Source organism: Roseateles sp. NT4 (genome assembly GCF_051857475.1).
In the GTDB taxonomy this organism is placed as follows: domain Bacteria; phylum Pseudomonadota; class Gammaproteobacteria; order Burkholderiales; family Burkholderiaceae_C; genus Pelomonas.
The window spans coordinates 1863916-1883756 of record NZ_JBPZGZ010000002.1 but is presented as its reverse complement, the minus strand read 5'-3'; the positions used below and the strand labels follow the sequence as shown (position 1 = coordinate 1883756).

The 19841-nt window shown below is 69.0% G+C and carries 19 protein-coding genes; 14 read left to right on the top strand and 5 right to left on the bottom strand.

The window, feature by feature from the left end:
* Nucleotides 1-111: 111 nt before the first annotated feature.
* The 9 genes from ACS5PN_RS18435 to ACS5PN_RS18395 are packed head-to-tail and all read left to right on the top strand — an operon-like array spanning nt 112 to nt 7405.
* Nucleotides 112-1431, top strand: a complete 1320-nt coding sequence (locus tag ACS5PN_RS18435) for an NAD(P)/FAD-dependent oxidoreductase (RefSeq protein WP_439465440.1) — start codon at nt 112-114, stop codon at nt 1429-1431.
* Nucleotides 1428-2204, top strand: a complete 777-nt coding sequence (locus tag ACS5PN_RS18430; RefSeq protein WP_439465439.1) for a DUF1365 domain-containing protein — start codon at nt 1428-1430, stop codon at nt 2202-2204. Before ACS5PN_RS18435 ends, ACS5PN_RS18430 begins: the two co-directional genes overlap by 4 nt.
* Nucleotides 2205-2206: 2 nt before the next feature.
* Nucleotides 2207-3448, top strand: a complete 1242-nt coding sequence (locus tag ACS5PN_RS18425; protein ID WP_439465438.1) for a class I SAM-dependent methyltransferase — start codon at nt 2207-2209, stop codon at nt 3446-3448.
* Entirely contained in the window at nt 3445-4002 is a 558-nt protein-coding gene (locus ACS5PN_RS18420) for a chalcone isomerase family protein (protein WP_439465437.1), read from the top strand. The genes ACS5PN_RS18425 and ACS5PN_RS18420 overlap by 4 nt, the downstream gene beginning before the upstream one ends.
* Before the next feature lie 11 nt (nt 4003-4013).
* Entirely contained in the window at nt 4014-5294 is a 1281-nt protein-coding gene (locus tag ACS5PN_RS18415; protein WP_439465436.1) for an MFS transporter, read from the top strand.
* Nucleotides 5291-5818: a DUF3833 domain-containing protein gene (locus tag ACS5PN_RS18410; protein WP_439465435.1), complete on the top strand. Its 528-nt coding sequence runs from the start codon at nt 5291-5293 to the stop codon at nt 5816-5818. Before ACS5PN_RS18415 ends, ACS5PN_RS18410 begins: the two co-directional genes overlap by 4 nt.
* A gap of 5 nt (nt 5819-5823) precedes the next feature.
* Nucleotides 5824-6600, top strand: coding sequence for an SDR family NAD(P)-dependent oxidoreductase (locus ACS5PN_RS18405; protein WP_439465434.1), 777 nt, complete (start codon nt 5824-5826; stop codon nt 6598-6600).
* A gap of 2 nt (nt 6601-6602) precedes the next feature.
* On the top strand, nt 6603-7043 hold the full coding sequence (locus tag ACS5PN_RS18400; RefSeq protein ID WP_439465433.1) for a nuclear transport factor 2 family protein: 441 nt from the start codon (nt 6603-6605) through the stop codon (nt 7041-7043).
* A 26-nt stretch (nt 7044-7069) separates the two neighbouring features.
* Nucleotides 7070-7405 carry a hypothetical protein gene (locus ACS5PN_RS18395; RefSeq protein ID WP_439465432.1) on the top strand — a complete coding sequence of 112 codons (336 nt, stop codon included), beginning with the start codon at nt 7070-7072 and terminating at the stop codon, nt 7403-7405.
* Between the two features lies 1 nt (nt 7406).
* Here the strand turns inward: ACS5PN_RS18395 and ACS5PN_RS18390 are convergent, their stop codons facing one another.
* Nucleotides 7407-8396, bottom strand: a complete 990-nt coding sequence (locus ACS5PN_RS18390; RefSeq protein ID WP_439465431.1) for a GlxA family transcriptional regulator — start codon at nt 8394-8396, stop codon at nt 7407-7409.
* Between the two features lie 132 nt (nt 8397-8528).
* Between ACS5PN_RS18390 and ACS5PN_RS18385 the strand changes: the two genes are divergently transcribed.
* Both ACS5PN_RS18385 and ACS5PN_RS18380 read left to right on the top strand, forming a co-directional pair.
* The gene (locus ACS5PN_RS18385; RefSeq protein WP_439465430.1) at nt 8529-9713 is read left to right on the top strand and encodes an acetylornithine transaminase; all 1185 of its coding nucleotides are present in this window, start codon (nt 8529-8531) and stop codon (nt 9711-9713) included.
* 122 nt (nt 9714-9835) lie between these two features.
* Nucleotides 9836-10168 carry a hypothetical protein gene (locus tag ACS5PN_RS18380; RefSeq protein ID WP_439465429.1) on the top strand — a complete coding sequence of 111 codons (333 nt, stop codon included), beginning with the start codon at nt 9836-9838 and terminating at the stop codon, nt 10166-10168.
* A 12-nt stretch (nt 10169-10180) separates the two neighbouring features.
* Here the strand turns inward: ACS5PN_RS18380 and ACS5PN_RS18375 are convergent, their stop codons facing one another.
* From ACS5PN_RS18375 to ACS5PN_RS18360, 4 genes are read right to left on the bottom strand one after another with little or no spacing between them, the layout of a single operon-like run.
* A complete protein-coding gene (locus ACS5PN_RS18375; RefSeq protein ID WP_439465428.1) occupies nt 10181-11143 on the bottom strand; it encodes an SMP-30/gluconolactonase/LRE family protein in 963 nt (320 codons plus the stop codon).
* Nucleotides 11140-11970, bottom strand: coding sequence for an NAD-dependent epimerase/dehydratase family protein (locus ACS5PN_RS18370; RefSeq protein WP_439465427.1), 831 nt, complete (start codon nt 11968-11970; stop codon nt 11140-11142). The genes ACS5PN_RS18375 and ACS5PN_RS18370 overlap by 4 nt, the downstream gene beginning before the upstream one ends.
* Nucleotides 11967-13046, bottom strand: a complete 1080-nt coding sequence (locus tag ACS5PN_RS18365) for a LacI family DNA-binding transcriptional regulator (protein WP_439465426.1) — start codon at nt 13044-13046, stop codon at nt 11967-11969. Before ACS5PN_RS18365 ends, ACS5PN_RS18370 begins: the two co-directional genes overlap by 4 nt.
* Nucleotides 13047-13100: 54 nt before the next feature.
* Complete coding sequence (locus tag ACS5PN_RS18360) at nt 13101-15212, bottom strand: alpha-glucuronidase family glycosyl hydrolase (RefSeq protein ID WP_439465425.1); 2112 nt, start codon at nt 15210-15212, stop codon at nt 13101-13103.
* Between the two features lie 235 nt (nt 15213-15447).
* On the opposite strand from ACS5PN_RS18360, the gene ACS5PN_RS18355 reads away from it, so the two are divergent.
* The 3 genes from ACS5PN_RS18355 to ACS5PN_RS18345 are packed head-to-tail and all read left to right on the top strand — an operon-like array spanning nt 15448 to nt 19806.
* Entirely contained in the window at nt 15448-16971 is a 1524-nt protein-coding gene (locus ACS5PN_RS18355; protein ID WP_439465424.1) for an MFS transporter, read from the top strand.
* Nucleotides 16962-18167 carry an ROK family transcriptional regulator gene (locus tag ACS5PN_RS18350; RefSeq protein WP_439465423.1) on the top strand — a complete coding sequence of 402 codons (1206 nt, stop codon included), beginning with the start codon at nt 16962-16964 and terminating at the stop codon, nt 18165-18167. The genes ACS5PN_RS18355 and ACS5PN_RS18350 overlap by 10 nt, the downstream gene beginning before the upstream one ends.
* A gap of 4 nt (nt 18168-18171) precedes the next feature.
* Nucleotides 18172-19806 carry a glycoside hydrolase family 43 protein gene (locus tag ACS5PN_RS18345; RefSeq protein ID WP_439465422.1) on the top strand — a complete coding sequence of 545 codons (1635 nt, stop codon included), beginning with the start codon at nt 18172-18174 and terminating at the stop codon, nt 19804-19806.
* Nucleotides 19807-19841 lie beyond the last annotated feature (35 nt).

The following is a 19841-nucleotide window of genomic DNA, read 5'->3' as shown; positions in this document are numbered from 1 at the left end:
AGACCGACAAGGCTGTCCAAAAAACTTCTTGGTGCATTTTTGAGACCGATGAGTTATTGTGTGAACTGACGAGTTCACATCATGACCTATTCAGTTCATCCGGGAGTTGCCATGCATCGTGTCGCCGTGATCGGATCCGGCATTGCAGGCCTGGCCGCGGCCCACCGCATTGCCACGGCGCCCGGCGGGCATAGCGTCGCGCTGTTCGAGGCCGGCGGGCATTTCGGGGGCCATGCCAACACCGTCGACCTGGAGCTCGACGGCGTCACGCATGGCGTGGACACGGGCTTCCTGGTCTTCAACAGCCGCACCTACCCGCTGCTGATCCAGCTCTTCGCCGACCTCGGCGTCGAGACGGCCGAGTCCGACATGTCCTTCTCGGTCCAGGTCCCCAAGGCCGACGGCCGCGCCGGCCTGGAGTGGAGCGGCAGCTCTCTGCGCAGCGTGTTCGCCCAGCGCCGCAACCTGCTGCGGCCCGGCTTCTGGCGCATGCTGGCTGAGATCCTGCGCTTCAACCGCATGACGACGGCGCTGGCCGAGACCGCGCCAGACGCCACGCTGCAGGGCTCCATCGGCGACTTCCTCGACAAGCACGGCTTCACGGCGCGCTTTCGCGAGCACTATCTGCTGCCCATGATCGGCTGCATCTGGTCCTGCCCGACCGACCAGATGTTGAGGTTCCCCCTCGCCACGCTGATCCGCTTCTGCCACAACCATGGCCTGATCCAGGTCAGCGACCGGCCGCAGTGGCGCACCGTGCGCGGCGGCTCGCGCGAGTATGTGCGGCGCATGCTGGCTCGCATCCCCGACGCCCGCCTGCACACCCCAGTACTGGGCCTGCAGCGCGCCGGCCAGCAGGTGCGCCTGTTGACCCGCCAAGGCAGCGAATCCTTCGACGCCGTCGTCCTCGCCTGCCACAGCGACCAGGCCCTGGCCCTGCTGGGCGACGGTGCCAGCGCCAACGAGCGCGCCGTGCTCGGTGCCATCCGCTACCAGCCCAACACAGCGGTGCTGCATGGCGACGTCAGCGCGCTGCCGCAACGCCAGGCCGCCTGGGCTTCTTGGAACTACGAGCGCGCCAGCGACACCGCCACGGAGCAGTCCCAGGTCTGCCTGCACTATCTGATCAACCGCCTGCAGCCCCTGCCCTGGCAGCAGCCGGTCATCGTGTCGCTGAATCCGGCCCGGCCGATTGCCGAGCATCTCGTGCACCAGCGCATCGAGTACAGCCATCCCGTCTTCGACCTTGCCGCCCTGCAGGCCCAAGGCCAGGTCGGCGAACTGCAGGGCCGGCAGCGCACCTGGTTTGCCGGTGCCTGGTGCGGCTATGGCTTCCACGAGGACGGCCTGCACGCCGGCCTGCAGGCGGCCGACGGCGTGCTGCAGTCGCTCAGCACCTGCCTGCCGCAGGACGAGAGGAGCGCGGCGTGAGCGAGACCGCATCGCCGCGCATTGGCTTCGGTGCCGTCTGGCACCGGCGCCTGCGGCCGGTCGAGCATGAGTTCCGCTACCCGACCTATTTCCTGCTGCTACCGCTGCGCAGCTTGCGCCAACAGGCCTGGGCGCCGCTGAACCGCAACCGCTGGGGCTGGCTGAGCTTCCACGATCGCGACCACGGCAACGGCGGCGGCGACGCCCTGGCCTGGTTCGAGCAACTGCTGGCCAGCGAAGGCATCACCGATGCAGACGGCGAGGTCTGGCTGCAGACCTTCCCGCGCGTCTTGGGCTATGCCTTCAAGCCGGTGAGCTTCTGGCATGCCCACCGCGCCGACGGCTCGCTGGCGGCCGTGCTGGCCGAGGTCAACAACACCTTCGGCGAGCGCCACGCCTATCTGCTGGCCGGCCCGGGGCTGGCCTGGGGCGAGCCCAGCTGCGCCCGCAAGGTCTTCCATGTGTCGCCCTTCTGTGGCGTCAGCGGCGAATACAGCTTCCGCTTCGAGCGCCAGGTGACGACCGAAGGCTGGCCCGCCCACACGCTGGCACGCGTCGACCTGCACGATGCCCAGGGACCGCTGCTGCAGACCAGCGTCGCCGGCACCCTGGCGACCCTGACGGCGGCCACGGTCCGCCGCGCCGTCTTCGGCATGCCCTTCATGACCCTGGGCGTCATCCTGCGCATCCACTGGCAGGCCGCCCGGCTGTGGATCAAGCGCGTGCCCTTCTTCAGCAAACCACCAGCGCCTCAGAACTTCGTGAGCCGATAAGCATGAGTACCCCGACCGCCCTCACGCCCACTGCCCGTCCCGCTTCACCTCCCGCAGCCGCACGCCGCCTGCTCAAGCTGCTGGAGCGCCTGCCCATCGGCCAACTGGAGTTGCGCCTGCCCGATGGCTCGGTACAACTGCTGGGGAGCTCAGGCCCTCGCGCCGCGCTGTCGCTGGCCAACTGGGACATGTTCGGACGCACGCTGAAGTCCGGCGACATCGGCTTCGCCGAGAGCTTCATCGCCGGTGACTGGGACAGCCCCGACCTGCCCGGGCTGCTGCGCCTGTGCCTGCTGAACCGCGAGCACGTGGAAGGCATCCTCTACGGCAGCTGGTGGGGGCGCCTCGGCTATCGCCTGCGCCATCTACTCAGGCGCAACTCCAAGGCGGGCAGTGCGCGCAACATCCACGCCCACTACGACCTCGGCAACGACTTCTACCGCCTCTGGCTGGACCCCAGCATGAGCTACAGCGCGGCCTGGTTCGAAGGCCGCGACGCGCGCGGCGCTGATCTGCTGCAGGCCCAGCAGGCCAAGTACCGCCGCGCCCTGCGCGAGGCCCGCGTCGAGCCCGGCGCGCGCGTGCTGGAGATCGGCTGCGGCTGGGGCGGCTTGGCGGAGACGGCGGCACGCGACTTCGGCGCGCAGGTGACAGGTGTGACTCTGTCGTCCGAACAGCTGCAATGGGCGCAGCAGCGCCTGCAGGACGCCGGCCTGGCCGAACGGGCGCAGATGCTCTATCTCGACTACCGCGACTTGCCGGCGCGTCACGCCAGCGAGCCCTTCGACGCCGTCGTCTCCATCGAGATGTTCGAAGCCGTCGGCCACGAGTATTGGGCCGGCTACTTCCAGACCCTGAACGCCTGCCTCAAGCCCGGCGGCCATGCCTGCATCCAGACCATCACCATCCGCGACGACCTGTTCCCGCGCTATCTGCGTTCGACCGACTTCATCCAGCAGTACATCTTCCCCGGCGGCCTGCTGCCCAGCCCCTCGGCCTTCGAGGCCGAAGCGCGCCGCGCCGGCTTCGTCGTCGAGAACCGCCTCGCCTTCGGGCCCGACTACGCCGAGACTCTGCGCCGCTGGCGCGATGCCTTCGAGGCCAATCTCGAGACCGTGCAGCGCCAGGGCTTCGACCGCCGCTTCCAGCGCATCTGGGCCTTCTATCTGGCCTACTGCGAAGCCGCCTTCGACACCGGCAACACCGACGTCGTCCAGTTCACGTTGAGAAAGCCGGGCCCATGATCAGGCGCCGTCCCTGGGTCCGCCTGGCAGCGGCCGCCACCCTGAACCCACTCGCCATGCTGCAAGCCATCGCCGACACCCCTGCCCCCGCCGAACTGCGCGACACCCTGCCCCAGGCACGCCTGCAGGGCTCGGGCGTGCTGCGCTTCTTCGGCCTGCGCGTCTACGAAGCCCGGCTGTGGACGGCCCCCGGCTTCGAAGCCGACAGCTATTCGCGCCATCCTTTCGCGCTCGAGCTGATCTACGACCGCCGCCTGGAAGGCCAGGCCATCGCCGAACGCTCGGTCGCCGAGATGCGGCGCGTCGGCAGCTTCGACGAAGCCCAGGGCAAACGCTGGCTGGGGCTGATGACGCAAGCCTTTCCCGACGTCGTCGCCACGGACCGCCTGCTCGGCCTCAACAACGGCCAGGGCGATGTCAGCTTCTTCCACAACGGCAAGCTCACCGCACGCATCGTGGACGCCGACTACGCCCGCCTCTTCTTCGGCATCTGGCTGGCCCGCCAATCCTCGGCACCGGCCCTGCGCGAGTCCCTGCTCGGGCTGGGGCGCTGAGGCCAAAGGCCATGTCCGCCACCGGCGCTCTGCCCATCACCCTCGGCTGGCCCCGCGGTCTGGCCTACGCAAGCCTGGCCGTGCCGCTGGCCTTCGTCTCCCTGCCCCTCTACGTCAACCTGCCCTATCACTACGCCTCGGTGTTCGGCCTGCCGCTGTCGGTGCTGGGCGCGGTGATGCTGGGCGTGCGCCTGTTCGACGCCGTCGTCGACCCAGCCCTCGGCCGCGTCGCGGATGCCCTGTTCCGCCACGGCACGACCAGGGTGCGTTGGACGGCCGCCCTCGGCAGCGCGGTGCTCGCCCTGGCCTTTGCCGCGTTGTGGCGGCCACCGTCCACGGAGTCCGGCGCCCTGACTGCCTGGCTGGTGGTGGCCCTGCTGCTGTCCACCCTGGCCTACAGCGGCGTCAGCATCCTGCACCAGAGCTGGGGCACGCGCTGGGGTGGCGGCCCGGAGCTGCGCGCGAGGGTGACAGGCTGGCGCGAGGCCGGAACGCTGCTGGGCGTGCTGCTGGCCAGCGCCCTGCCCGCGCTGGCGGGGTGGCATGCCACCAGCGCTGCCCTCGCCATCCTGCTCATCGTGGGACTGATCGGCCTGAGCCGACTGCCCGCCACGGCCTCTGTGCGCCCGGCTGACCATGCTCACTCCGGCCCCTCGCCCTGGCAGTTGCCGGCATTTCGACAACTTCTGGCCGTCTTCATGCTGAACGGCATCGCCAGCGCTGTCCCGGCCACGCTGCTGCCATTTTTTATCGCTGACAGGCTGCAGTTGCCGCAATGGCAGGCGCCACTGCTGCTGGCCTATTTCGGTGCGGCCGTGCTGGGCCTGCCGCTTTGGGTGCGCGCCGCCGGTCGCTGGGGCCTGGCGCCGACCTGGCGCTTCGGCATGGCGGCCAGCGTGCTCGCCTTCGCTGCCACACCCTGGCTTGACGCGGGCGACGGCGCCGGCTTTGCCGCCGTCTGCCTGTTCAGCGGCCTGGCCCTGGGCGCCGACCTGGCACTGCCCGGCGCGCTGCTGACCGGCGTCATCCACCACGGCGGTGCCGGCGGGCGCGACGAAGGTGTCTTTCTCGGCTGGTGGACCTGTGCCACCAAGCTCAACCTCGCCCTGGCCGCCGGCCTGGCCCTGCCCCTGCTGGCCGCCGCCGGCTACCAGAGCGGTGGCCGGGACGAAGCCGGCCTGCGGGCCCTGGCCTGGACCTACGGCGGCCTGCCCTGTCTGCTGAAGCTGGCCGCGCTCGCCGCCCTGTGGCGCGCCGAAAGCCTGAACCCGAACTGGAAGGAAAGCGCATGAACCGCCGCACATTGCTGACCGCAGCCGCTGCCATGGCACTGACTGCCTGCGCCGGCCCCGAAGTCCGGGACTACGCCAAGGAAGAGCCCCGCTTCGACCTGCGCAGCTTCTTCAACGGCCCGCTGACCGCCAAGGGCATGTTCACGGACCGCGCCGGCCGCGTCGTGAAGCGCTTCAGCGTCCAGATGGTGGCGCGCTGGGATGGTGATGCTGGTGTTCTGGATGAGCGTTTCCAGTACAGCGACGGCACGACGCAGCGGCGCGTCTGGCGGCTGCGCGCCACGGGCCAGGGGCGCTATGTCGGCACGGCCGACGATGTCGTCGGCGAAGCTGCGGGCGAGAGCGCCGGCAATGCCTTCCGCTGGGCCTACACGCTGGCCCTGCCGGTGGACGGCCGCGTCTGGGACGTGGCACTGGACGACTGGATGTTCCTGCTCGACGAGCGCACGGTGCTGAACCGCTCGTCCATGAGCAAGTTCGGCCTGCACGTCGGCGACGTGACCCTGGTCATCACCAAGGATTGAAGGCCATGCCGCTGAACCCGCCACTGCGAGACTGGCAAGGCCGCTGGGTGTGGGTCATCGGCGCGTCCTCGGGCATCGGCCGTGCCACGGCCGCAGCACTGTGCCAGCAAGGCGCGCACGTCGTCGTGTCGGCACGCCAGGCAGAAGCCCTCGACGCCTTCGTCCTCGAGCATCCGGGCAGCGTCGCCCTGCCGCTGGACGTGACCCGGCCCGACGACATGGCAGCCGCGGCCCAGTCGGTGCAGCGGTACGCGCAGGGCGCACCGGCCCTGGTGATGTATTGCGCCGGTCACTACCGGGCCCAGCAGGCCACGGCCTTCGACCGTGCCGAGATGGAGAAGCACCTGGCCGTCAACTACACCGGCGTGCTGCATCTGCTGGAAGTCGTGCTGCCGGTGTTGATGGCGGCGGGCCAAGGCCACCTCTGCCTGGTCGGCAGCGTGGCCGGCTACCGCGGCCTGCCGATGTCCCTCGCCTACGGCCCCACCAAGGCGGCGCTGAACAACCTGGCCGAAAACCTTTACCTGGACCTGCGGCCCCTCGGCCTGGGCGTGTCCATCGTCAACCCCGGATTTGTCGAGACGCCGTTGACCGCGCAGAACCGCTTCCACATGCCGGCCCTGATCTCGCCCGAAGAGGCCGCGCAACAGATCCTGAAAGGCTGGGCCAGCGGCCACTTCGAGATGAACTTCCCACGCCGCTTCACGGCCTGGATGCGGCTGCTGCGCTGCCTGCCGGATGCCTGGTATTTCGCCGCGGTGCGCCGCGCGACGGGAACCTGAGCATGACCGCTCTTTCGTCCGACGCGCGCACCGCCCGGCTGGTAGCGGCCTACGAGCAGCTGACGCGGCACAGCCTGCCCGCCCTGCTGGCGCTGTACGACGCGCAGGCCAGTTTCAAGGACCCCTTCAACGAGGTGATGGGCCGCGCCGCCATCGAGAACATCTTCAGCCAGATGTTCGAGGAGCTGCGCGAGCCGCGCTTCGTGGTGCTCAGCACGGCGACCGAGGGCGACGATGCCTTCCTGACCTGGGAGCTGCACTTCCTGCGCCAGGCCGGCGGCCAGACCATGACCATCCGCGGCGCCAGCCATCTGCGCTATTCGTCCACCGGCCTCGTCAGCCTGCACCGCGACTACTGGGACGCCGCCGAGGAGCTGTATGCCAAGCTGCCCCTGCTGGGCGTGCTGATGCGAGCCCTGAGGCGGCGCCTGTCCGCCTCATGACGACGGCGGCAGACAATGCCGCCGCCATGCCACGCCGAACCCGCACCGACCACCATCACGTCTATGTCGTGCTGCTGTCCGAGCAGGTCTGGAACGAGCCATCCTTCCGCAAGGCCAACCCCGAGCACGACATCGTCAAGCCCTGCGTCTATGTCGGCATGACCGGCCTGGACCCCGACCTGCGCTTTGACCGCCACATGGCCGGCGTGCAGGCCAACCGCTTCGTGCTGAAGTACGGCGTGCGCCTGATGCCCGAGCTCTACGAGTTCTACAACCCCATGCCCTACGACGCGGCGCGCGACATGGAGGTCGAACTCGCCATCGGCCTGCGCGAAGCGGGCTACGCGGTGTGGCAGGCTTGAATCAATCGCCCGGCTTCTGCGCCTGAGCCTTGCGAAAGGCTGCGGGCGGCCGGCCCAGCAGGCGCTGGAAGGAGCGCCGCATGCGCTCGGTGCTGCCAAAGCCGCAGTCCTCGGCAATGCGCTGCACCGACGGCAGCCCGCCTTCCAGCGCGGCGCGCGCCGCGTCCACGCGCAGCCTCTCGATGGCGTGGGCGGGCGTGGTGCCGGTCTCGGCCAGGAAACTGCGTGCGAAATGCCGAGGGCTCATGCAGGCGCGCGCGGCCAGCTCGTCCACGCGGTGGTCGAGGGTGAGGTTGCGCCTCACATGCTCGAGCAATTCGCCGAAACGCCCTTCGGGCTTCTGCAGGTCCAGCAGCGGCGAGAACTGCGACTGCCCACCCGAGCGTCGCCTCTCCACCACCAGCTGGCGCGCGGCCTCGCGGGCGACCTCCTCGCCGCAATCATGCGCGACCAGGGCCAGGCAGAGGTCAATGCCGGCCGTCATGCCGGCGCTGGTCCAGAGCTCGGGCAGGCGGCGTGAGCGGCGGCGCACGGCGGGCTCGCGCACGAAGATGCGGTCGGGCTGCAGACGCACCGCCGGGAAGTCACTGGCGAACTGCCGGCTGCGCGACCAGTGGGTGGTGGCCGTGCGGTCGTCGAGCAGGCCCGCCGCCGCCAGCAGCAAGCTGCCGCTGCAGATGCTGGCCACGCGCGCACCAGAGCGGCTGGCACGCTGCAGCCAGGCGATGAGGCGGGCGTCGCGGCAGGCGGCATCGATGCCGTCACCGCCAATCGTCATCACCAGGTCCACATCACCGAGCAGGCGCGGCAGCGGCTGCACCGGCCAGGCAATGCCCGCCGAGCTGCGTGCCGTGCCCGCCGCGCTCGCGACCAGGCGCCAGGTGTAGCTGTCGGGCTGGGCCAGCCGAGCCACCTCGAAAACGGCCATGGGCCCGGCCAGGTCGAGCTGCTGGAAGCCAGGAAAGACGACGAAGACGATGCGGCAGGCCATGCTGGATTCTGTCAGCGCGGGCGTCGGCCATGCATGGCAGAAAAGGTGGGAACAGCGTCATGGCGGCCAGGGCACCCGTGCCGCAAGCTGCGAACCCTGAATGTCCCACCGCGGCAAGGAGGCCGCTCGCCCATGAAGACCGATCCCGGCCACACCCTCATCACCATCAACAGCCGCCCGGACGCCGTCATGGCCCAGGGCCAGGGCTCCTGGCTGGTCGACGAGGGCGGCCGACGCTACCTCGACCTGATCCAGGGCTGGGCCGTCAACAGCCTCGGACACAGCCCGGCCGTGGTGGCCCAGGCGCTGGCGGCGCAGGCGCAGCGGCTGTGGAATCCGGGGCCGGCCTTCTACAACCGGCCGGCCCTCGATCTGGCGCAGCGCCTCGTCGAGCTGAGCTGCTTCGATCGCGCCTTCTTCATGAGCTCGGGCGCCGAGGCCAACGAATGCGCCGTCAAGCTGGCGCGGCGCTGGGGCCGCAAGGCGCGCGGCGGCGCCCACGAGATCATCAGCTTCGAGCAGGGCTTCCATGGCCGCACCCTGGCCATGATGAGCGCCTCGGGCAAGCCGGGATGGGACAGCATCTATGCGCCCATGCCTCAAGGCTTCGCCAAGGCCAGGCTGAACGACATCGCCTCGGTGGCGGGCGCGATCACGCCCGACAGCGTCGCCGTCATGATCGAGCTGGTGCAGGGCGAAGCCGGCGTCGTCCCTGCTGACCCGGGTTTCGTGCGCGAACTGCGGGCCCTGTGCACCGAGCGCCGCCTGCTGCTCATCGTGGACGAGGTGCAGACCGGCATGGGCCGCTGCGGCCACGCCTTCGCCCACCAGGTGTACGACATCGAGCCGGACCTGATGACGCTGGCCAAGGGCATCGGTGCCGGCCTGCCGCTGTCGGCCCTGCTGTGCAAGGAAGAGTTCAACTGCTTCGAGCCCGGCGACCAGGGCGGCACCTATTGCGGCAATCCGCTGATGACGGCGGTGGGACTGGCGGTGGTCAACGAGATCTGCCGCCCCGACTTCCTGGCCACGGTGCGGCAGCGCGGGCAGCAACTCTCGCAAGGGCTGCAGGCCATCGTCCGAGAGCACGGCCTTGTCGGCGAACGCGGCGTGGGCCTGCTGCGCGCCCTCATCCTGCCCACCGATCAGGCCGAGGAGGTCGTCACCGCCGCGCGGGAGCTGCAACCCGTCGGCCTGCTGCTGAACGCGCCGCGCCCCCATCTGCTGCGCTTCATGCCGGCGCTGAACATCGACGCCGCCGAACTCGACGAAGGGCTGCGGCTGCTGGGCCTGGCATTGCGCCGGGTGCTGGGCTGAAGTTCACGGCCCTCCTGATCACGACACGGGGGCGGCGTCCCCTGAATTTTGAGGAGGCCAATGCCACGGAACGGGCCTCTTGTCGGTATAAGAGGCGGTCCGCCCCTGACCCGGAGAACCCCATGGCAACCTGGAAGAACGCATCGGCCGTATTCACGGGAGGAACTGCGCAAATCCAGCAGTTCAAGGGCCGCAAGGTCAGAGCCAAGGTCGCGATGCAGCTGGGGCTGTACGACCCCGTCAACAACACGCAGGCGGTCACCACCCTGATGCCGGGCGCTGTCGGGCTCGTCTCCAACCCCCACCCCACGGCCCTCGTCGGTTTGCTGATCGCCTTTGACAAGCGGCCCGGCGCCATGGTCACGACGCTGGACAGCATGATGCGCGGCGGATCGTTTCAGGTCGTGGTCGTCAACGAGCCGACCTTCAAGATGCAGTTCGAAGTCGAGTCCTGAAGGGGTGAGCCGTTAGGCCACCGCACCGCGCGTGTTCACATACAGCGCATACAGCGAATGCGTGCTGGCCATGAAGAGACGGTTGCCCTTGGCGCCGCCGAAGCACAGGTTGGCGCAGCGCTCGGGCAGGTGGATGTGGGCCAGGGGCTTGCCCGCCGCGTCATAGACCTTGACGCCATCCAGCCGCGACGCATCCGCGCCCGCGCTGCCATCGCTGCCGAAGCCGCACCAGAGATTGCCCTGCACATCGACGGCCATGCCGTCGAAGGCACCCGGGCCGCCGGCGTCGATGAAGAGGCGCTTGTTGCTCAAGCGGGCACCATCGGCGTTATAGGCCCAGATGCAGCGATGCGGCCTGGCGCGGCTCTCGATGACGTAGAGCACCCGGCCGTCCGGGCTGAAGGCCAGGCCGTTGGGGCCATTGAGATCGTCGAGCTGCAGCGTCAGAGCGCCAGTCACGCCGTCGATGCGGTAGACGCCCTGGGCCAGCTCGGGCTCGGCCTTCTCGCCCTCGAAGTCGCTCAGGATGCCGAACAGCGGGTCGCTGAACCACAGGCTGCCGTCAGGCCCGCAGGTGATGTCATTGGGCGAGTTCAGGCGCTTGCCGCTGAAGCGGTCGGCCAGCACGGTGATGCGGCCGTCGTATTCGGTGCGCGTGATGCGGCGTGTCAGATGCTCGCAGCTGACCAGCCGGCCCTGCGCGTCGCGCACATGGCCGTTGGCGTTGTTGCTCGGGTTGCGGAAATCGCTGACGGCCCCCGTCGTTTCGTCCCAGCGCAGGATGCGGTTGTTGGGAATGTCGGAGACCAGCAGATAGCGGCCATCGCCAAACCACACCGGGCCCTCGGCCCAGGCGAGGCCGGTGGCGAGCTGCTCGACACCGGCGGCGAACAGGCGCAGTGGCAAAAAGGCCTCGTCCAGCACCTCGATGGCCGGGTCGGGCCGGCGCGCATTCGGCGCGAACGCGATCTTCATTCCTGGGGATCTTTCTCGAACGGGCCGAGCACGACAAAGCCGCCGCCCTGGCAGCGCACCTCGGGCTTGCTGGGGTCGAGACGGGGTTGGGCCGCTTCGACCTCGGCGCGCCAGGGTTCGGAGCTGTCCTGGGGCTTGAAGCCGATGTGGCTGGACGGTGCGTTGTTCCACCACACCGAGCGGTTGTCGCTCATGCCGTAGATGACGCTGTGGCCGACGACGGGCGCGCTCAAGGCGGCGACCATCAGGCGTTCGAGATCGTCAAAGCTCAGCCAGCTCGACAGCATGCGGCGATCGGTCGGCACCGGCCAGCTCGAGCCGATGCGCACCGACACCGTCTCCAGGCCGTAGCGGTCGAAGTAGAACTGGGCCAGGTTCTCGCCGAAGGCCTTGGACAGGCCGTAATAGCTGTCGGGCCGCGGCGCAGCGTCGGGCGTCAGCGTCTCGCCCTGGCTGTAGAAGCCGGTCACGTGGTTGGAACTGGCGAAGACGATGCGCCTGACGCCGCGCTGGCGAGCCGCCTCATAGACGTTGTAGGCGCCGACGATATTGGCCGGCAGCACGACATCGAAGGGCTTCTCGATGGACACGCCACCGAAGTGCAGCACGGCGTCCACATCCTTCAGCAGGGACTGCATCGCGGCCAGGTCTTCGAGCGGTGCCTGCACCACCTCTTCGCCATCGCCCGCAGGTTCCATCGCAGCGAGGTCGGAGACGCGCAGCACGTCGCAATAGGCCTTCATGCGCGGCCGCAAGACGCGGCCCAGATTGCCGGCGGCGCCGGTCAGCAACAGGCGCTTGAAGCGGGGGGCGGAGGGTGGGGTCATGCCTTGCGCAAGGGAGGGCGCAGCCGAGGGGCCGCGTCGGACTGGCGTCGGACCAGTTCGAAGTCCTTGAGCTCATGCTCGCAGGGCAGAGGCTCTCCGGTGCGGCGCGCGCGGATGTGGCGCACCAGCAGGTCCACCGCAGCGCCGGCCATGTCCATGATGGGCTGGCGCACGGTGGTCAGTTCGGGCCAGATCGTCGTGGCCAGCGGCGCATCGTCGAAGCCGACGACGGTCAGGTCGCTGGGCACGTCCAGGCCCATGCGGTGGGCGATGGCGACGGTGGCCGCGGCCATGTCGTCATTGCTGGCGAAGATGGCCGTGGGACGCTGCTCCTGGGCCAGCAGGAACTCCGCCGCGTCCAGGCCCGAGCGGTAGGTGAACATGCCCTGGGCGACGACTTCTTCCTCGGCGATGTTGAGGCCGGCGTCGCTCATGGCGGCATGGAAGCCCGCCAGCCGGCGCGCGCTGCTGCTCTGGTAGGGGTCGCCGATGATGAAGCCCAGGCGGTGGTGGCCCAGGTTCAGCAGGTGACGCGTCATCTCGTAGGCGGCCTGGTAGTCGTCGATGCCGACCGCGCAGACATCCTCCGGCGGCTGGCCGGCGGAGACGACGACGGCCGGCGTGTCGGTTTCGGCGACGAGCTTGAGCAAAGGTTGCGAGTCGCAGAAGGGCGGCGGCAGGATCAGCCCGTCGATGCCGTTGGCGATCATCTCGGCGACCGGCTTCTCCTCGCCCTCGCGCGCCGCTTCGCAGCGCTGCACGACCAGCTGCACATGGCGCATGCTGGCCTTGTTGAGCAGGCCGATGAGGAACTCGTTGAGGTAGCCGGCCGTCGGGTCGATGTAGAGCATGCCGATGCGGATGGGCTCGGACCCGGCCAGGTGGCGAGCCGCCTGGTTGGGCACGTAGTTCAGCTCGGCGACGGCGGCCTGCACCTTCTCACGGGTGCCGGGGCGGACGTTCTGCTCACCGTTGATGACCCGCGACACCGTCATCGGTGACACGCCCGCGAGCTGGGCCACGTCGGCGATGGTGGCGACCTTGGTGCTGCGTCCAGCACGTGCGGATGGCTTCAAAGGGGTCCCTCGAGTGATGGTGGGGCTGTTTGCGCAATCATATTTGGTGAGGCCCTAGCCACCGCGCCCTGGGGCGAAATTGAAATGCCGGGCTTTGTACTCGTCCAAGCTGCGAGCCGGCGGCCGTGTGCCGACCGGCAAGGGCAGGCCCGAAGCAGACTGAAAATAGGCGATGCAGGCATCGCGCCACCAGCGGGCTTCGGCCTCCTGCACGGCGATATAGGCGGCGACGTCGGCGTGGCGGGCCGGGTCGATGTCCCCCTTCAGTGCGGCCCAGCGCGCGCGCACGTCGACGACGCTGGCCACGCCGCGGTCGTAGCGGGCGATCAGCTCGGCCCACAGGGTGCGGCCCGAGGCCATGCGGTAGTCCCAGGGCAGGTGATGGAACCACAGCAGCCAGTCCTCGGGCGTGGTCTCGGGTTGGCTCAAGCGATTCGCCCATGCCGGCGCGTACTGGGCCACGGCATTGCTGCCTCTGGGGCTGCGATCGAAGCCGATGCCATCACGGCCGGCGCGATGAAAGTAAACAGGGTTCCAATCGGCCCGCTCCAGGTTGTCGACCCAGGGCGCCGGCCCATGATGATGGCCCGTGCCCATCAGGTGATGCAGCCCCAGCGGCGTCATGTAGTCGACCACGGCCTCGCGCGAGGCCAGCATCATGGACACGATGCCGTCGACGGCGCGCGGCGCGGTCGTGAAGGTCTGCTGCACCCATTCACGGGCCACGTCGGCCGAGGCCAGCTCGGGGTTCCAGGCCATGCGGCCGAAGGCGTACCAGTTGGCGGTGTCGAAGTGGGAGCCGCTCCAGTTGCGGTCACTGCCGATATTGGCAACGCCGGCGATGGCCTGGATGTGCCGGGCCACCATCATGTCGTCGGGCTTGGCGCGCAGCACCTCCTCGAACAGCGGGCCGAGGTAGACCAGGTGGGTCGAGAAGCCCAGGTATTCCTTGGTGATCTGCAGCTCCAATGCCAGCGGCGTCTTGGGCATGGCACCGAACAGCGGATGGAAGGGCTCGCGCGGCTGGAAGTCGATGGCACCGTTCTTGACCTGGACGATGACGTTGGGTGCGAACCGGCCGTCCAGCGGTTTGAAGTCAGCGTAGCCCTGCATGGCCCGATCGCTAGCATCGGGCGCGTAGACGAAGGCCCGCCACATGACGAGGCCGCCATGCGGTGCGAGGGCTTCGGCCAGCATGTTGGCGCCATCGGCATGATTCCGCCCATAGTCCTGCGGCCCCGGCTGGCCTTCGGAATTGGCCTTGATGAGAAAGCCGCCGAAGTCGGGGATGGCCCGGTAGATCTCGTCGGCCTTGGCCTGCCACCAGGCGCGCACCGCCGGGTCCAGCGGGTCGGCCGTCTTCAGCCCGCCCAGCTCCCTGGGTGACGAGAAGCGCGCCGACAGCCAGACCTTGATGCCATAGGGCCGCAGCACGTCGGCCAGGGCCGCGGCCTTGGCGATGAAGGGCGCGGTCAGCGAATCGGCCTTGGCGTTGACGTTGTTCAGCACCGTGGCGGTGATGCCCAGCGAGGCATTGGCGCGGGCGTAGTCGACATAGCGGGCATCGCGGATGTCGGGCAGCTTCCACCAGTCCCAGATCGACGCGCCCGCATAGCCGCGCTCGACCGTGCGGTCCAGGTTGTCCCAGTGATTGAGCAGGCGCAGGCCGACCTGGGGCGCCGAGCGCTGGTCGAGCTTGGACAGGTCGACGCCGGTCTGGGCCGCACGCAGCCAGGCAAAGCTGCCGTAAAGAAGGCCGATGTCGGTGTTGGCCGCGATCAGCGTCACGGCGCGGCCGCCCCGCTTCAGGCTGCGCAGCGCATAACCCTCGCGGCCCAGTTCGGTCCAAGGCAACTCGACGCCGAGGGGTGCGTTGGCCGGCGTCACCAGCATCAACGTCCCGTCCGCCGGCCGCGCCGAGGGTTCGCGCCCTGTCAGCCCGGCCACGCCGCGCTTCAGCTCGGCGACCGCGGCCTGCAACGTCGGCGAGGCGGGCTCCGCATGGACGATGCTGCGCGCCTGGTCCAGCACCCGTTGCTGGCCGCCCGCCGGCACCGCGCGGTAGCGCAGCCACAAGTCGTAGCCGTCTTCCACCGGCGCACTCCACGCAGGCAGCAGCAAAGCCGCCAGCAGCCAGCCGGCCAAGCCTCGGGCCCATGTCTTCATTTGGTCTCCTGTGATCGGGCCCGACCCGGGGCCTGGAACCCCGGAATTGCGGGAATGTTAGGTATTTCTCGCTTGCGCAAAGCAAAATGGTAGCGCTACATTTGAGTCCACAGCAAGCGCCGTCGAGCGCTCATTGCCCTGGAGACAGTCCGTTGAACCTTGACCTCGCCATCCCGGCTCCCGCGACCTCCGCCCGGGCCTTTGCGCCCCAGGCGGCTGCGTTCAGGGTGGCGTGATGGTCGGGTCGGTCGCCAAGCCGCTGGGCCGCCAGCGCTGGGTCGTCTGTGCCCTGCTCTTCGTCGCGACCACCATCAACTACATCGACCGCAATGCGCTGTCGGTGCTGAAGACCAGCCTGCAGCAGCCCCTCGAATCCGGCGGCCTGGCTCTGACCGATGCCGACTACGGCTGGATCACCTTCGCCTTCACGGCCGCCTATGCGGCCTTCCCGCCGCTGATCGGCGCAGCCATCGACCGCTTCGGCGTCAAGCGCAGCCTGAGCGCTGCCTTGCTGCTGTGGTCGGCTGCCGCCGCGGCCCATGGCATCGTCGCGTCGGTGCTCGGTCTCGTCGTCGTGCGCTTCCTGCTCGGCATGGCCGAAGCCGCCCACTTCCCGGCCGCCATCAAGGCGGTGGCGACGTGGTTCCCGCAGCAGGAGCGGGCCCTGGCGACCGGCATCTTCAATTCGGGCACGGCCCTGGGCGTCATCGCCTCGCCCATCACCGTGTGGCTGGCCGTCACGTTTGGCTGGCAGTTCGCCTTCGTCGCCATTGGCGGTGTCGGCCTGCTCTGGCTGGTGTTCTGGGAGCACGGCTTCAACGCACCGGAGCGGCACGCCAAGGTTTCAGCGCAAGAGCTGGCCTACATCCAGGCGGGCCAGCCACCGCAAGCCGCGACGGTCCGGCTGCCCTGGACGGCCCTGCTGCGCTTCAAGGCCATCTGGCCCTTTTTGATCGGCAAGCTGCTGACCGATCCGGTCTGGTGGTTCTTCCTGTTCTGGCTGCCGTCCTATCTGGAGCGCGAGCGCGGCCAGAACCCGCTGAAGAGCGCCGGCCTGGTCGCGCTGATCTATCTCGGCTCCAGCGTCGGCTCCATCGCCGGTGGCTGGCTGTCGAGCACGCTGGTCCAACGCGGCTGGCCCGTCGGCCGTGCCCGCATGACGGCCATGGGCATCGCCGCGGCCTGCATGCCGGGCGCCATCCTGGCCTACACGAGCGACAGCTTTGCGCTGTGCATCGCACTGATCACGCTGGCCACCGCCTGCCACCAGGCCTGGTCGGCGAATCTGCTGACCTCGGCCACCGACCTCTTTCCCACCCATGTGTCGGGCGCCGTCATCGGCCTGGGCGCCACGGCCGGCGGCATCGGGGGCATGTTCATCGCGCTGCTGGCAGCCCTGGCCGTGCAATGGACGGGCACCCAGCAATGGGTGTTCATGTTCGCCGGGTTGATGCACCTGACCAGCCTGGGGCTGTTCTGGCTGTGGTTCCGCGGCCGCTTCGAGCGCGTGGCCGTCGGTGCCGGCGTGAACCTGCGCGGAGCCCATCGCGGCCTGCTGACGGCGGGCGGGTTGCTGGCCACCCTCGGTGCCCTGCTGGCCTGGCTGATCGCCGCGAACTGGGAAGCCTGCGTCGCCGCCGCCAAGTTCTCGGGCGCTGCGCAAGCGCTGACGGCCGCCATTGGCGTGACGCTGATCGGCGGCGCCCTGCTGCATGCGGGCCGCCCGCGCGCCACCGCGGAGGTGCTGGCATGCAGCTGACCGCCGACCAGCACCTGCTCAAGGACCTCAACCGCATGGCCATCGTGCGCCAGCTGAGTGCCTGGCCGGGCCAGTCGCGCGCGGCCCTGGCCGAGGCCCTGCAGCTGACCAAGTCCACCGTCAGCTCCCTGACCCGGGAGTTGATCGCCGAAGGCTGGCTGCTGGAACGCGAGGTCGTCGCCACCGGCGAACTGGGACGTCGACCGACACCCCTCTTCGTCGACCCCGGACGCCTCGTGCTGCTGGGCGCCGAGCTGGGCGTGGACGGCGTCAATGTCGTCGCCACCTCGCTGACCGGCGACGTGCTGGCTCGCGCCCGCTCGCCGCTGGACGCCAGCCGTGACGCCCATCTCGCGCTGGTTCGCGCCGCCAAGCTGCTGCTGCAGCTGCACGCGCGGCTGGACACGCCGGCCCAGCGCGTCATCGGCATCGGCATCGGCCTGCCCGGCGCCGTGGATGAAGCCCGTGGCCATCTCCACTTCGCCCACAACCTCGGCTGGCGCGACCTGCCCGCGGGCCGCCTGCTGGCCGAACATCTGCGCGCCACACCGCTGCAGGGCGTCCCGCTGTTCGTGCAGAACGACGCCGACATGGCCGTCATGGGCGAGCTGGAATTCGGCGCCGCCAACGAAGCCACGCCCGATCCGCTGATCTTCCTTAGCCTGGGTCTGGGCGTGGGCGCGGGCATCGTCGTCGAGGACCGCCTGCTGACCGGCGCCCATGGTCTGGCCGGCGAGGTCGGCCACACGACGCTGGACATCGTCGGGCCGCGCTGCAGCTGCGGCCGCCGCGGCTGCGCCGAAGCCATGATCGGCTTTCGCGCCATGCTGCCTGAGGGCGATGCCAGCGGTGGCCTTGCCGAGGTGCAGCGCCGGCTGCACGCCAAGGCAGCCGGCAGCGTCGACGCCGTCGACCAGGCCGGCCGCTATCTCGGCATGCTGCTGGCCAATCTCTGCGCCGCCTACGACCCAGGACGCATCGTGCTCGGTGGCCCGGCCGTCGAACTCGGCGCCCCCTTTCTTCATGCGGCCTTCCAGACCCTGGAAGGCTTTGCGGCCGCCGCGAATGTGGCCACGCCCACTGTCACCCTCACCCGCTTCGGCCACGACGCCGTTCCCGTCGGCGCCGCGGCCCTGGCCCGCTACCGACTCACTCGTCCCTTGATTGCTGCTCGCCGCCTCGCTGCGGCGGCCTGAACCCATGATCACCAATCCCATCCTGCCGGGCTTTCACGCCGACCCCTCGATCTGCCGCGTCGGCGACGACTACTACATCGCCACCTCCACCTTCGAGTGGTGGCCCGGTGTGCGCATCCACCATTCGCGCGACCTCAAAAACTGGCGCCACCACAGCTATGCCTGCACGCGAAAAAGCCAGCTCGACCTGACCGGCCATCCCGACTCGGCCGGCGTCTGGGCGCCCTGCCTGAGCTATGCCGGCGGCCAGTTCTGGCTGATCTATACCGACGTGCGCTCCACCATCGGCGCCTTCAAGGACACGCACAACTACCTCATCACCGCGCCCAGCATCGACGGACCGTGGAGCGAGCCCGTCTATCTGAACAGCTCGGGCTTCGACCCCAGCCTCTTCCATGACGAGGACGGGCGCCACTGGCTGGTCAACCAGCAATGGATCCACCAACCCGGCAAGCACCACTTCAACGGCATCCTGCTGCAGGAGTACGACCATGAAGCCAAGCGGCTGGTCGGCACGGTCAAGAACATCTACGCCGGCACCGAGCTGCAGGTCGTCGAAGGGCCGCACCTGTATCGCCGCAAGGGCTGGTACTACCTGCTGACGGCCGAAGGCGGCACCTTCTACGAGCATGCCGTCACGCTGGCTCGCTCGCGCAACATCGACGGCCCCTACGAGACCCTGCCCGGCAACCCGCTGCTGACGGCCTGGAAGCAGCCCACCGACGGCCTGCAGCGCAGCGGCCACGCCAGCCTGGTGCAGACGCAGAATGGCGACTGGTATCTCGCACACCTCTGCGGCCGCCCGCTGGAATGGAGCGGCCCGAACGCGGACAAGCAGAACGGCGTCTACGAGAAGCTGCACTGCCCGCTCGGCCGCGAGACCGCCATCCAGCGCCTCCACTGGCGTGACGACGACTGGCCCGAGATCGAGGGCGGCGGCAATGCACCGCGCCTGCAGACGGCCGAGCCGGGCCTGCCCGAGCATATGTTCGCGGCCGAGGCGGCGCGCGACGACTTCGATGGCAAGACGCTCAACCATCACCTCAATTCACTGCGCGTGCCCTTCGATGAAAGCTGGGTCTCGCTGACCGAGCGCCCCGGCTTCCTGCGCCTCAAGGGCCGCGAGTCGCTGATGAGCCTGTTCGACCAGAGCCTGGTCGCGCGCCGCCAGCAGCATTTCAATTGCCGCGTCGAGACGCGCCTGGAGTTCGCGCCCGACCTCTTCCAGCAGATGGCCGGCCTGGTCGCGTACTACAACACCAGCAACCACGCCTATCTGCACATCAGCCGCGATGTGGACTCGGGCAAGCGCGTGCTGCGCCTGACCGTCAACCGCGACGCGGCACTGAGCGAGCCGGCCACGGCTGTCGAGTTGAAGGACGGCCCCGTCGACCTGGCCGTCGAGTTCAAGCATGACCGCTACCAGTTCCAGTTCGCCCAAGCGGGTGGCGCCTGGCAAGACTTCGGCCCGGCGCTGGATGCCGCCATGCTCAGCGACGAGTTCGCGACGCAGTTCGTCAACGGCTTTGCGCGCAGCTTCGGCTTCACGGGCAACTTCATCGGCATCGCCTGCCAGGATCTGTCGGGCCAGCGGCTTGCCGCTGACTTCGACTCCTTCAGCTATGAAGCCAGGCCTTGACGCCTGACTCATCCATAACAAAAGACGAGACAAAC